13 protein-coding genes and 1 pseudogene are annotated in these 13034 nt (G+C 60.6%); 5 read left to right on the forward strand and 9 right to left on the reverse strand.

The window, feature by feature from the left end; all coding sequences use genetic code 11:
• Nucleotides 1-432: 432 nt before the first annotated feature.
• Genes ACTJI6_RS22090 through ACTJI6_RS22110 form a run of 5 tightly spaced genes read right to left on the reverse strand, consistent with a single transcriptional unit; the run spans nt 433 to nt 5674 of the window.
• The gene (locus tag ACTJI6_RS22090) at nt 433-1422 is read right to left on the reverse strand and encodes a TRAP transporter substrate-binding protein (protein ID WP_440803763.1); all 990 of its coding nucleotides are present in this window, start codon (nt 1420-1422) and stop codon (nt 433-435) included.
• Nucleotides 1423-1448: 26 nt separating this feature from the next.
• Nucleotides 1449-2741 carry a TRAP transporter large permease gene (locus tag ACTJI6_RS22095; protein ID WP_440803765.1) on the reverse strand — a complete coding sequence of 431 codons (1293 nt, stop codon included), beginning with the start codon at nt 2739-2741 and terminating at the stop codon, nt 1449-1451.
• Nucleotides 2742-2743: 2 nt separating this feature from the next.
• A complete protein-coding gene (locus ACTJI6_RS22100) occupies nt 2744-3241 on the reverse strand; it encodes a TRAP transporter small permease (RefSeq protein ID WP_440803767.1) in 498 nt (165 codons plus the stop codon).
• Nucleotides 3238-4632, reverse strand: a complete 1395-nt coding sequence (locus ACTJI6_RS22105; RefSeq protein WP_440803769.1) for a mannitol dehydrogenase family protein — start codon at nt 4630-4632, stop codon at nt 3238-3240. Before ACTJI6_RS22105 ends, ACTJI6_RS22100 begins: the two co-directional genes overlap by 4 nt.
• Before the next feature lie 4 nt (nt 4633-4636).
• Nucleotides 4637-5674, reverse strand: coding sequence for an L-idonate 5-dehydrogenase (locus ACTJI6_RS22110; protein WP_440803771.1), 1038 nt, complete (start codon nt 5672-5674; stop codon nt 4637-4639).
• Nucleotides 5675-5838: 164 nt separating this feature from the next.
• Here ACTJI6_RS22110 and ACTJI6_RS22115 point away from each other — a divergent pair, with 164 nt between their 5' ends.
• The 3 genes and pseudogenes from ACTJI6_RS22115 to ACTJI6_RS22125 all read left to right on the forward strand — a co-directional run.
• On the forward strand, nt 5839-6693 hold the full coding sequence (locus ACTJI6_RS22115) for a MurR/RpiR family transcriptional regulator (RefSeq protein ID WP_440803773.1): 855 nt from the start codon (nt 5839-5841) through the stop codon (nt 6691-6693).
• Nucleotides 6694-6806: 113 nt separating this feature from the next.
• Complete coding sequence (locus ACTJI6_RS22120; RefSeq protein ID WP_440803775.1) at nt 6807-8834, forward strand: bifunctional 5-dehydro-2-deoxygluconokinase/5-dehydro-2-deoxyphosphogluconate aldolase; 2028 nt, start codon at nt 6807-6809, stop codon at nt 8832-8834.
• Nucleotides 8835-9158: 324 nt separating this feature from the next.
• A pseudogene (locus ACTJI6_RS22125) lies at nt 9159-9317 on the forward strand (integrase core domain-containing protein); the annotation flags it as partial.
• Nucleotides 9318-10033: 716 nt separating this feature from the next.
• Here the strand turns inward: ACTJI6_RS22125 and ACTJI6_RS22130 are convergent.
• The gene (locus ACTJI6_RS22130; RefSeq protein ID WP_440803776.1) at nt 10034-10261 is read right to left on the reverse strand and encodes a hypothetical protein; all 228 of its coding nucleotides are present in this window, start codon (nt 10259-10261) and stop codon (nt 10034-10036) included.
• Between the two features lie 362 nt (nt 10262-10623).
• Here ACTJI6_RS22130 and ACTJI6_RS22135 point away from each other — a divergent pair, with 362 nt between their 5' ends.
• Both ACTJI6_RS22135 and ACTJI6_RS22140 read left to right on the forward strand, forming a co-directional pair.
• A complete protein-coding gene (locus ACTJI6_RS22135) occupies nt 10624-10788 on the forward strand; it encodes a hypothetical protein (protein WP_440803778.1) in 165 nt (54 codons plus the stop codon).
• A complete protein-coding gene (locus ACTJI6_RS22140; protein WP_440803780.1) occupies nt 10781-10960 on the forward strand; it encodes a hypothetical protein in 180 nt (59 codons plus the stop codon). The genes ACTJI6_RS22135 and ACTJI6_RS22140 overlap by 8 nt, the downstream gene beginning before the upstream one ends.
• Nucleotides 10961-11016: 56 nt before the next feature.
• On the opposite strand, the gene ACTJI6_RS22145 is transcribed toward ACTJI6_RS22140, so the two are convergent.
• The 3 genes from ACTJI6_RS22145 to ACTJI6_RS22155 all read right to left on the reverse strand — a co-directional run.
• Nucleotides 11017-11304, reverse strand: coding sequence for a hypothetical protein (locus ACTJI6_RS22145; RefSeq protein ID WP_440803783.1), 288 nt, complete (start codon nt 11302-11304; stop codon nt 11017-11019).
• Between the two features lie 18 nt (nt 11305-11322).
• Entirely contained in the window at nt 11323-12312 is a 990-nt protein-coding gene (locus ACTJI6_RS22150) for an HWE histidine kinase domain-containing protein (protein ID WP_440803786.1), read from the reverse strand.
• Nucleotides 12313-12495: 183 nt separating this feature from the next.
• A partial coding sequence (locus ACTJI6_RS22155; RefSeq protein ID WP_440803788.1) for a transposase occupies nt 12496-13034 on the reverse strand: 539 nt, incomplete at its 5' end.

A 13034-nucleotide genomic window follows, 5' to 3' on the forward strand; every position in this document is an offset into this window, starting at 1 on the left:
CCTCACAGCAGAAACCTGGCACCAGTTCCTCGACGACTTCGTTAGCGATCCTGAACTCGCGCAACGCTTCAAGGCTCAACCGCCGCGGTAACAATCGGCCGGTTACGATCATACGCTCCTGCGTCGGGCAGTAGCGAAAAGGATGAGCTGTCGGTATTCTGCTTCATGGCGTGATCTCCCTGGCGGTTGCCGCCGCCGGTTGGGTGGGTGTCAGTTCACCCGGAGATTACGCCGCCGTCCAATTTCCACCACTTCCGAGACACGACCGTGGTAATCGCTTGACAGCAGAGCAGCTACAGCAATTGGCAGCATGAGGCTGATCAGTCAGGGCACCGTCGACTTGGTCAGGCACGACGCCCCGCCTCAGCTTAGATCGACCTGGGGCAGCTTATTGATGCACCGGCAAGCCGATGCATCCAATAATCGTGCTGATCACTCGGCTGACGATTTAATGATCTCGATAGCTTGTGTGGCCCATTCCTCGCCTCCGATCTGGGAGTAGAACTGCGGCCACAGGGATTCTGCCGCCTCCGACCATTTTTCTTCATCCTGCGGTGCGCCATGCAGTGTCATGCCGCGTTCGACGAGTTCGGCCTTGGCTTCCTCGGTCAGTTCTCCCGAAACCTGACGCCCGTATTCGACGGCTTCACGACCTGCGCGAGCGACGGCTTCCTGAATGTCCTCCGGATAGCTCTGGAATACACGCTCGCTGATCAAAAGCGGCCCGGTCCACATCATGTAATGGATCTCGGTGATGTCGCTCTGCACCTCGTAGAACCGTGACGAGATAGCGGTCGTATAGGGATTTTCCTGTCCATCGATAACGCGCTGCTGCAATGCGGGAAAGACCTCTGCCCAATCCATCGGCAGAGGTTCAATCCCCCAAGCCTGGAAGGTCTTGATTGCAATGTCGTTCGGCGATACCCGAACCTTCAGGCCTCGAAGATCGTCCAGCGTTTGCACGGGCTGGTTTGTTGTCAAAACCCGGAAGCCTTTTTCGAGCAGGCCTAATGCACGGACGCCCGCTTCCGGGACGAGTCGCTCGTTCAGCGGTTCGAGTAACGTGTCCATTGCCAAGTGCGCCTGCTCGGTCGTGGTATAGGCATAAGGCAGCATCAGGACACCGGCCGATGGGGCCAAAGGCACGAGATTACCGGTATAGAGAATCTCTGCTTCGATCGAGCCCATTCGCAAGGCCTGTGCGACCTCTGTTTCAGTGCCTAACGCATTGCTGGGGAAAATCTGAACTACGACACGGCCCTCAGTGTATTCATCGACCAGTTCCTGGAATTTGACAGCCGTCAAATGGGTCGGGTTGCTCTCGTTATCGCCGTGCGACAGGCGCATGGTAAAATCCTGCGCAACCGCGAACGATGCCATCGTCAAGGAAAGTGCCGTGGCGGTGAGAGTGGTTTTCAACATGTTCTTCCTCCTCAAGAATTTTAGTGTCAGTAGATCAGTCCCATCAACCGGGGCAGGAACAGCGACAGTTCGGGAATGAAGGTTACCAGCAGCAGGACGAGTATCTCGGCCGCGATCAAGGGCAGAGCGGCCTTGCTGACACGCTCGACTGTCTCGTTACTTATCTCGCTGGCAACGAATAGATTGACGCCAAGTGGCGGCGTTGAGTAGCCGATCTCGCAGGCAATCACGAACATGATGCCGAACTGGATCGGGTCGATACCTGCACTGACTGCTACCGGTAGTAGCAATGGCGTCAAGATGATGAGCTGGGTCAGCGTTTCCATCCACATGCCGACGAAGATCAGCAGGAGTATGATCAGCAGGATCAATGTCACGGGGTTATCAAACGTGGCGATCATGAAGCTGGAGAACTGCTGCGGAACCTGGAAGATCGTCAGCACACGTCCGAGCAATCGCCCGCTGACCAGAACAAACAGCACCACGCCCGTCAGCCGCACCGCATAAGACATTGCATCGATGAAACCCGGCAAGGTAATCGCACGATAGATAAAGATCCCGACGAAGAGTGCGTAAAGCACAGCGACAACGGAGGCTTCGGTTACCGTGAAGATCCCGCTGTAGATACCACCAAGGATAATGATCGGCGCCAGCAGAGCCCATCTCGCTTCCCAGGCAGCGGCACCTATACGCTTCAGGCTGCGCCCCTCGGGGTTTGCCACGGCATAGCCACGACGCGTGGATATGATGCGTGATACCGCCGTCAGGGCGACCGCCAGCAGAAGGCCAGGAATGACACCTGCAATGAAGAGGCCGGTGATCGATACCTCGGCGGTGATGCCATAGATGATCATCGGGATCGAGGGCGGAATGACGACACCGATACCACCTGCGTTCGAAGTGATCGCCGCGGCGAAGGACTTGTGATAGCCCTCCTTGATCATGGTCGGGATCATGATCGAACCTATCGCTGCAGCTGTCGCCGGACCCGATCCTGAAATCGCCGCGAAGAAGGTGCAGGCGACAATCGTTACGCTGGCCAATCCCCCAGGCGTCTTGCCTACCAGTGTGCGGGAGAATGCGATCAGCCGTGAGGTTAGGCCGCCCTTTTCCATCAGGACGCCAGCGAGAACGAACATTGGCACTGCGATGATCAGAAAATCGTTCACCGCGGAATAGGCGGCCTGCACGACGTAAGACAGCGGAATGCCTGCGACGATCATGCCTGCAATAGCTGCGAGGCCAATCGAGACCGCAACCGGAACCCCCAGGATCAGGAAGACTAGGAAGGCTATCGTCAGGATAACGGGTGCGCTCATGATTATTCGTCCATGCGGGTATCGATGACACCCTCGTCATTTTTCCAGCGCCGGATCATCACTTGGATCACCCTGATGCTGAGCAGGGTAAAACCAAGCGGAACAATCAATTGGATCCAGGCAATGTTGATGCCCGTGGTCTGGGATACCATCGGGAAGCTGAACATGTCGGCAATGTAGATTGTGCCGAACCAGATCACGATGGCGTTGAAAACCAGCCAGATCAGGTCTGCGAAAGTCAGAGCGATTTTCTGCGCTCGTGAGGACAGCATGGAAAGCTGGACCGACACTCGGATATGCCGGTCCTTCTCTGCGGCCAGAATGAACCCGAAGTAGACCGACCAGACAAACGCGAAACGTGACACCTCTTCAATCCAGGCGAAGGACCATCCGAGGATGTAGCGGCCGATGACCTGGGCACTGAGCAGCACCAGGACAATGGTCATCAGGATGACGCCAAGCCATTCCTCGACAGAGCGTTCTTTCAGTAATGCTGTCATCTCTCTAACCCTGTCGTGCTGAGTTCAGCGGCCATCATCAGGTCGCGTGGGCTCTGTCGCTCCAATGCGGCGCAAAGGGTGACAAGGCGCTCTCTGAAAGACTGGTGACGCCGCAAATCCCCTTCGAAGAGGTCAAGTTCCAGAAAGCCTGCAACAAGCGCTTCTGTATCGCCGTCGGCGTGCAGGTCGATCTGCCGAAACCGCTCCGCCAGCGGATCAGAAACCGGGATCGGAGCCCCGTTGACGGTCCGGCCCGTATTGTATTGCATCCATGCTGCAATGGTGAGGGCATAGAGTTCAGCCTCTGGCCCGTCTAGATGGCATACCGCAGCCTCAACGATCCTCTGGCCAAGCTTGAATGAGCTGTCGGTGCCAATCTGAACCAACGGGTGGCGGATATGCGGATTTCTAAGGCGTTCCAACGTGGTTCGCACATAAGCATCTAGGTTCTCACCTAGGGGACAAGTTAATGTCTTGGCCTGTGCTGCACAAAAGCGTGCGAGCCAATGCCCCATGACGGGATCACTTGCAGCCTGATAGCTCGTTTCGAAACCCGAAAGGGCGCCTAGGTGGGCAAGAGCCGTCTGAGCTCCGTTCAGGATCCGGTGCTTCATCACCTCGTAGGGACGGACATCTGCGACGATCTGCACACCTACCTTTTCAAGCGGCGGAATGGGCAATGCAAAGTCGTTCTCCAGCACCCACTGGCCAAACGGCTCGGCCGCTACTCCCAGCATGTCCGTTGCGCCGGCGACTTGTGCAATTGCCCTGGCAGCCTCTTCGTCTACGCGGGGAACAATGCGGTCGACCATAGATACTGGGAAGGTGACATTCTTCGCCAACCAATCCGACAGCACAGGCCAAGCCTGGCTCACGAACTCCGAAAGGACAGCCTCAAGCAGCCGTCCATTAGCTGGGATGTTGTCGCAGCTGGCCAGCGTCAGACCCGGCAGCCCCGCCTCTTGTCGACGAACCAGGCCAAGGGCCAACCAGCCGATGCCTGTCCGGGGATGCAGCGGGTCATTCAGATCGGCCGCAATTGCCATGGGATCCAGTCGACGCGTGCCGGGTATATGACAATAACCCTTCTCAGTCAGTGTCATGGTCACGAGACGCAGCGCCGGATCAGAAAGAAAATCCTCGTCAGGCTCATCGAGAACTTCGCAGATCGACGTGATGCGCTGCAGCTCTTCGTTTACGCCGTCGCGAAACAGGACGTGGTAGGCTCCACTTTGGGCGTCGAGGGCCTCCGCAATCCGGGGTGGAAACAGACACATCTCGCGGATCCGCGCTTCGGGATGACCCGCCTCGATCAGGTCGGCGGCGTAAACAGCTTGATGAGCGCGGTGGAATGCACCCGGTCCGATATGAAGAATGGCAGGGGGCGTCATGGCCTCAGGCTCCGAAACTCAGCAGAACCTTGACGTTCTGTGTCCGATCCCCAGCTGCCGCGAAGGCAGCCTCGGCCTCATCCATGGTAAAATGAGCAGTAACAAACGGGGCAAGATCGGCCTCCCCGGCGCAGATCTGACGAACGGCTTCGTTGAATTCTTCAAGAAAGCGATACGCACCAACCAGCGTAACCTCGCGGATCAACAGCCCCGACAGCGAAAGCCGGGCGTCGGGTGGCAAAAAGCCAACCTGCACGATGCGCCCGCGCGGCCTGATGCGTCGGAGCGCCATGTCTAGCGCTGAGGCGACTCCGGAAGCTTCCAGAACCACGTCGACCTCGCCAATGGCTTGCTCTGCAGCGTGATCCGCTTCCGGATGACCAACCACATAGGTTTCGGCACCAGTAACATCTGCAATGCGCCTAAGCGGTTGTTCAGCGATGTCCGTCACGATCAAGCGCCCTGCACCGGCCTTTCTAGCGGCAACAGCAACGAGACTGCCAATCGTTCCCGCACCCGTCACCAGAACAGAGGCTCCGGGTGTGATTTTGCCCAAGGCCACGGCATGCAGTGCCACGGCATAGGGCTCGCAGAGCGCCGCCAGCCTCGGATCGAAGCCATGCGGCAGAGGCACACACTGAGAACCGAGAACAACAGGACGTTCGGCGAAGCCACCATTTGTGTGCGGATGATGTGCCGCACTTCCCATAAAGCGCATGTTGCGGCACAGGTGCAGCATGCCGGCCGCGCACTGATCGCAGTGTCTGCAAGGACGCGAAGGATTGACGGCGACAGCCATTCCGACGGTCAGTCCATTCACGTCCGGCCCGATCTCGCGCACATATCCGCTGAATTCGTGACCCAGGATCATCGGCTCGCGCAGGACTGAGTTCGCCACACGACCGTGGTGATAGTAGTGCAAATCTGATCCGCAGATCCCGCCCCAAGCAAAATCCAGACGCACCTCTCCAGGCTGTAACTCCGCCTCGCCCCATGCCTGAACATGCAGATCTTTCGCGGCACGAATGACGCAAGCGCGCATTGTCCTCCCCCTCGGTTCCTCTCGCCCTGACCTGAGTTAGAATGTTTGTTCCATTTCCTGCAAGGAGAAAATATGTGTTGCGTTAGGCTGAGCCAAATTCGTTGGTTCAGCCTCCGGCTTCAGATAACTTGACAGTCTTCCTTGAACACTGGGACAGAATTTCGATGAGCACTTCTTCTCTCCGTCCCGTCAGCTATGCCGAGTTTTGTGAAAAGTTGGCTGCGGACCATCAGGCTCTACCAAAGCGGTTGGCTCAAACGGCGCGGTATCTTTTAGCGCATCCCGACGAGATCGCGTTTGGCACGACGGCCAGCATTGCTGAAGCAGCGGGTGTTCAGCCTTCCACCTTGATTCGCTTCGCCAAGGCGAACGGCTTTGATGGCTTCAGCGAACTTCAGGTCTTGTTTCGCGAGAGGCTTCGGCATCGCGATCAGTCTTATTCAAGCCGCCTCAGTGCGCTCGACACTGATGCGTCTGATCGGCCAGGCAAAGCCATCCTCAGCGGCTTCATTGCTGCAGGTCAGCAATCGCTGGAGGCAATGAACCGGGATCTAGACCTGGCGCAGTTCGAGGCGGCGTCCGAACTGCTGGGGCGTGCAGAGACGATCTACCTGGTGGCGCGCCGACGCGCCTTTCCGCCGTTGGTCCAACTGCGCTATGCGTTCGCCAAGCTCGGGCTTCGCAGTGAAATCTGCGGCTCGGACATCGGTATCGACCCGGACCTTATGGCCTTCGCCGGCCCCAGGGACGCGGCCATTCTGATCAGCTTCGCGCCGTATTCGGATCAGACTGTTGAGGCGGGCGAGCAGCTTGGCAGACAGCGTGTTCCGTTCATTACCATTACGGATACGCTTCTGTCGCCCATCGTTGCAGGTTCTGCTGCACGCATCTTGCTGAGCGAGGCTGACTTTGCTGGCTTCAGATCGTCTACGGCAACGATGACCCTGGTTATGGCACTAAGCGTGGCAGTGGCGGAGCGACGGCGGCTACTGCTGCGACCAGACACAGCCGCATTATAGAATTTTTATTCTATATTGACATGCCCTTGGAACTGTAGTTTCGAATTCGTGAAACAGAGCCATATCGACTGCCGCGCAACCCTGTTCAGCGGGTCGAGGAGGAGATACTTGCCATGACGAAAACTCTCGACGTGATCACCATCGGCAGGTCCTCGGTCGATCTTTACGGTCAGCAGGTCGGCGGTCGGCTGGAGGACATGGGCTCCTTCGCCAAGTATATCGGCGGATCCCCGACCAACATCGCCTGCGGGACGGCCCGTCTTGGCCTGCGCTCGGCGGTGATCACGCGGGTCGGCGACGAGCATATGGGCCGCTTCATCCGGGAGCAGCTGGTCCGAGAAGGGGTTGATGTGCGGGGTGTCGCGACCGATCCCGAGCGTCTAACTGCGCTGGTGATCCTGGGCATCCGCGACGAGGACAGCTTTCCGCTGATCTTCTACCGCGAGAACTGCGCCGACATGGCACTTTCTGCGGACGACATCAATGAGGATTTCATCGCCTCGGCCCGCTGCGTGCTGGCGACGGGCACGCATCTGTCGCATCCGCGCACCAAGGCCGCCGTCATGCGCGCGCTGGAGCTGGCGAGGAAGCATGGCGCGCAGACGGCGCTGGATATCGATTACCGCCCGAACCTCTGGGGCGTTGCCGGGCATGGCGAGGGCGAGAGCCGCTTTGTCGAAAGTGCCAAGGTGACCGCGAAGCTGCAGGCGACGCTGCACCTTTTTGACCTGATCGTCGGCACCGAGGAAGAATTCCACATCGCTGGCGGCTCCACCGACACGCTGGCGGCCTTGCGCGCCGTGCGAGCGGTGTCGGATGCGACGCTGGTTTGCAAGCGCGGCGCCAAGGGGGCGGTCGCCTTCACTAGCGCGATCCCCGACAGCCTCGATGACGGTGAGGCCGGGCCGGGCTTTCCGATCGAGGTCTTCAATGTCTTGGGGGCTGGCGATGGCTTCTTCTCGGGGCTCTTGAAGGGCTGGCTCGATGGCGAGAGTTGGCCGAAGGCGCTGGAATACGCCAATGCCTGCGGCGCTTTTGCGGTCAGCCGCCACGGCTGCACGCCCGCTTATCCTAGCCTCGAGGAACTGCGCTTTTTCCTCAGCCGCGGCGTGGTGCGCCCGGACCTTCGCAATGATGCGGCGCTGGAGCAGATCCACTGGGCCACTAACCGGCAGGACCGGATGGGCGGCGACTGGTCCACCATGCGGGTCTTCGCCTTCGACCATCGGATGCAGTTGGAGCAAATGGAGGGTTACACGCTTTTCAAAGCCAGCGCCTTCAAGCGACTCTGCCTCGATGCAGCGCTTCAGGTCCAAGATGGGCAAGCCGGCTATGGCATCCTCTGCGACAATCGCATCGGACGCGAGGCGCTGCACGCGGCCTCGGGCACCGGGCTCTGGATCGGGCGGCCGGCGGAATGGCCGGGCTCTCGGCCCCTGACGCTCGAGCCGGAGTTGGGTCCCGATTGCGGCGGGCTTGGCGAATGGGCGCGCGAAAACGTAGTCAAGGTGCTGTGCTTCTGCCATCCCGACGACGATGCCGCTCTGCGCGCCGAGCAGGAGGCGACGGTTCTTCGCCTCTATGCGGCCGCCCGACGGAACGGGCTGGAGTTCCTTTTGGAGATCATCCCCTCGAAGGTCGGGCCGGTCGGTGAGGAGACCACCGCGACGCTGATCAGGCAGTTCTATGCGGCGGGCATCTACCCCGATTGGTGGAAGCTGGAGCCGCTGACCAGCCGTGCGGCCTGGGCCAAGGCCATTGCCGCCATCGAGGAGCACGACCGCCATACGCGAGGGATCGTGGTCTTGGGCCTTGATTCGCCGGAGGCCGAACTGGCGGCGAGTTTCGAGATCGCGGCAGGTTTCGATCTCGTGCGCGGCTTCGCGGTCGGGCGGACGATCTTCGGACAGGTGGCGCGGGACTGGCTTGCGGGGCGGATAGACGATGCGGCAGCCGTGGCGCAGATGGCCGACCGCTACCGCCGTCTCTGCGGCATCTGGGACAACACCCGCTCGGTGATGGGGGGTCCTCCACATGCGTTACAGCTGCACGCGGCCGCCGGTAGTGTGCTACAATCCGCGCGCGTTACTGATCCACAACTCCACCGTCCATGTGCCTGCGCATCGAGACCGCACGGGTGATCGGCGGTCGGATTGCCTCAGCATCATCCTTCAGAGTGATCCCGAGTCCTGCCTCGTCGTTGCGCTGCAGGAAACCGTTCTCGACCTTCAGGTCCCCTGAGATGATATTGCTGCCGAGCAACTGGGGCGTGCTCTCAAAGATGAGAACGGCGGTGCGAAATTGGTCCACGGAAGCGGCGGCATGAAGCTGCTGCGGGCGGCGTAAAAGTCGTCCAGTTTACCCTTTCTGCGGCAGCAGGGAGGGCGTGGGGATTTACAGCGTGGAGCTATATCTGAGAGTTCGTCAGGCTTGTGCGGAGGGCATGAGCCAGCGGGAAGCGGCGCGTGTACCTGAACGCCTTCGAGACCGGGTCCGAGGCCCGCAGGGGGATCGGCGCCTGGATCAGCTACTACAACGAAAAACGTCCGCACTCATCGCATGGGTTGCTGACGCCCGCTGAAGCCTATGATACCGCCAATCAGAACCTGAAAGCCGCCGCCTGACATGAAACCCATGCCAGAGCTTAGCGAGGCGGCAAACTGGTCGAAAATCCCGGACCACCTCTAAGGCAGCCACAGCTGAGGCCGACGCCCGCGAGCGCGCCGAGAACCAGAGGATCACTCGCGTTCTTGACGATGAAGCCATGCGCAAGGCCATGCGCGACCAGCGTTACGCGGCCCGCAAGGCACGGCGAGGCTGATACGGGAAGCCGAGGTTGACCCGGATGTCTGGTCAACTGCCCTGGCCCCGTCGTTCTGGACGATCCTTCGTGGCCCGAGGGCAATCAGGGGAATTCGCGGCACGTCAGTGGCGAGGCCTCTCACTCATCCGGGCGTAATCCTCTGCGGTCATGATCCGGCAGTTGAAGAGCCTGCCCTCGTCATCCAGATCGCAGATCCACCAATGCCTCCGGGGAACAAGCGACACCTGGACCAGATGACGGCCTCGTTCGGAATATCGGATCCCGGTCCGAAAGCCACTGGCCTCCTCCGCGCTCTTGACAGCTCGGACCAGGCGTTCGTCCCTCAGTCGGACAGCCTCGCCGTGAGTGATCATGTGTTCCGCTCCGTCAGGTTCTGCCGGCACGGGGGATTCAACTTCCGCGGGTCATTTCTGTTCCCTGGCTATGTTTTCTTTCCCGCAACAGGCGGGTGACAGGGCTCATGAATTGGGATCGTGATCTCAGGAGGCCGTGCCTGCTGCTCTCGGCAGTCGGCCCTCAGCTTGTCTGCTTGCGTGACTTTGCAGCGGGCTTCGCTTGCGGCACGTCGCGCGCAGCAGCTTCGCGCACAGCGGCTTCGCTCTGCAGACGAAGCGATCTGAGCCGAGCCATCCGCTGGTTACGCACAGCGGCCTCGGCATCGATGATCTCACGGGCCGCGCGGTCGGTAACATCGGCGCGGGTTTCCGAGCGCGTGGCCCGGAAAAGGGTCTTTGAAGCACTCATGAAGACACTCCTCTCTTGCAAAGGTCATCTGCCACACCTCTATCAGACAAAGGCGACCCGGCAGAAAAACCGGGAAGACATCGCATGCAGCTCTGCAGGGGTTTGCAAGCGGCCGACAGACATCATTGCAGCTTGGTCAGCTCATGAAATGGGTATTCCGACCATGATCTTCAAGACCTGCTCTCAGAATAAAGACAAATCAGAGGATTGGCTTTCGTCGTCTCTCCCCGGCCGAGGCTGAAGAGCAGGTCCTGGCCTGGTCGCGGACCCGCCAGCCCATTCCTCGACTCATCGTCCTGTGGTGATTTGCATTGATGGGGCTGCCATGATCAGGTGAGCGCTCAGCCATGAAAGGGCGCATCATGACGGAAATGGCAGAAGACCGGCAATCGGATGAGGTTGTCGCCGCCCGCATCAGGTTTGCGTGCAACTCGATGGGCATGTCCGATGTGGAAGGCCAGGATATGGCGCGACGTGCGGTGGCGCTGCGGGCGAAGGCGCGCCCCAGGAGGGGTTCCGATGATTAGGAACACGGACCGGCACGTCCGCGAAGGATATGGCACCCTGTTCGAGGCGGTCTTGCAGGCTTGCGCGGAGGCCGGGCTGACGGAGGAGGCCGCCACGGAGATTGCCGTGAGAACAGTGGAGATCGTGCAGGCGGGAAACATGACGCCCTGGCAAGACGACCACTCTCACTGACGCCCGAGCGATACGATACGAACGTGCGGCACATGCAGGAGAAGCCTGGCAAGGGCCTAGCGGTCATAGGCCGCAGCTACAAGACAGAACACACCTCGGCCTGGAAGTGCGACGCTCCCGGCACCCTGTCCTACGAAAGCGCCTTTTTCATCCAGCACCGCAACATCCGGGCGGGTGTCGTCCAGCAGGCGCAAGGCGCCTTCCACGGAGCCGACCGGTCCCAGGACGGCATAGCCATTGTCCTCGAGCATCATCTGCACATCCAGGGCGATCATCATCTCGTCCTCGACGATCAGCACCGAGATGCGGTCGCCCGGAAGGCTTGGAGCGGGCTTGTCAGACATCGGAGCCTTACAGGACTGTTACCGGGGAAATCTCAGATCAGCTACAAAACCGTCCTGTCGGTAGCTCAGTTCCGCCCGGCCCCTGAGGTCGACCTCGGTGGCAAACCGGATCAGGCGGGTCCCGAAGCCCTTGGTCTCGGGCGGCGAGGCTTCCGGTCCGCCGCTTTCCCGCCAGCGAAGATGCACCTGGCGGTGGCCGTCCCTGTCCTCGGCAAGGCTCCAGGCGATGTCCAGCTGCCCGCCGGGAACCGACAGGGCGCCATGCTTGATCGCATTGGTGGCCAGTTCGTGCAGGATCATCCCCAGGGACATGGCCTGCCTGGGCAGCAGGGCGATGGCCCCCTGCCCGTCCAGGGTGATGGCGCGCGTGTCCCCGAGCCAGGGCTCCATCACCGCATGGACCAGCTGGGCCAGGTCGGCATCGGAATGCTGGGCCGAGACGGCCAGCGACCGCGTCAGGGCATCGAAGCGGCCCAGAAAGTCGTCGCGGTATTCCTCGGCATTGCGCCCCTCGACCTCGGTCCGCCGCGCGATCGCCCGGGTCACCGCCAGAAGGTTCTTGATCCGGTGGCCCAGTTCCCCGATCAGGATGTCCTTGTCTGCCTCGGCCTGCTGGCGCTCGGTGGCGTCCACGATGGTCAGAAGCAGGATGCGTTGGCCGCTGTCGGGATGGTTCAGGCGTTGGGCGCTGACCAGCATGGTGCGCGGGCCGATCTGGGGAAACGTGGCCCGCACCTCGTAGTCGATGACCGAGGTGCTTCTGGGGATCACCTGCTCCAGCAGAAGGCGCAACTCGGGGATGTTCCATTGGCCGTCGCCAAGATCGGCCAGGGCCGTCCCGATCGTTTCGTCCCGGCTGGTCGAGAAGGTGTCGTAGAAGGCCGGGTTGGCGGTCAGGACCCTGAACGCGTCATCCAGCACCACCAGCGGGTCGCGCAGCGTGTTGACGATGCTGACGGCCTGGACATGCGAGCCGCGCAGCACGCGGTAAAGTTCGTCAAGATCCACGGCTGCTTCAGCGTCTCGCTTCATGAAAGCATAGCGGCTCAACGCCTTGGTGGATAGAGACATGTTGGTGATGACGTGTGCGGCAACATGCTCTTGTCTTACGCTGTCACCTTTGGGGGTCGTGTCGCGAATGTGGTGGAAATTGGCGAGCAGCGCGCTCCGAGCATGTAACGTTGGCTCCGGTCAGGCCGCGAGGTCAAGAGACATCGGCACGAGAGGCTGAGAAAGGGTTTCCCAGCCATCGACTTTTCGCATCTGGATCTGCCCTGACGCCAGGAGCGCCCAGAGCAGCATCGGCACGGTTTCAGCGCAGGGCAGCACGGTCTGGGTCTTGATGCGGCGGCGGAACTCCTCGTTCAGACGCTCAATGGCGTTGGTGGTCCGTGCGGATTTCCATTGCGACGGATCGAGGCGGGTGAAGCTGAAGAGGCGATCGCCGGCCTCCTCGAGGCTATCGGCCACGGCCCGGCACTTGAGCTTCCACTTGCGGAGGAAGGCCTTGCGGCGCGTCTCGATCTCGGCGGCGCTGTCGGCGTAGATCATGTCGCGGTAGTCTTCGCTCAGCTCGTCATGCAGGCGCTTGGGCGCGTGGCCAAGCAGGTTGCGGTGCTTGTGAACCGTGCAGCGCTGGATGGGCAGGTCCCCGCCCCAGAGCGCCACGAGCGCGGCTTCAAGGCCGGGGGCGCCGTCAACGATTACGAACTCGGGCCGCCTGAGGCCCC

It is taken from the genome of Paracoccus sp. 22332, assembly GCF_052045125.1.
Classification (GTDB): Bacteria; Pseudomonadota; Alphaproteobacteria; order Rhodobacterales; family Rhodobacteraceae; genus Paracoccus; species Paracoccus haematequi_A.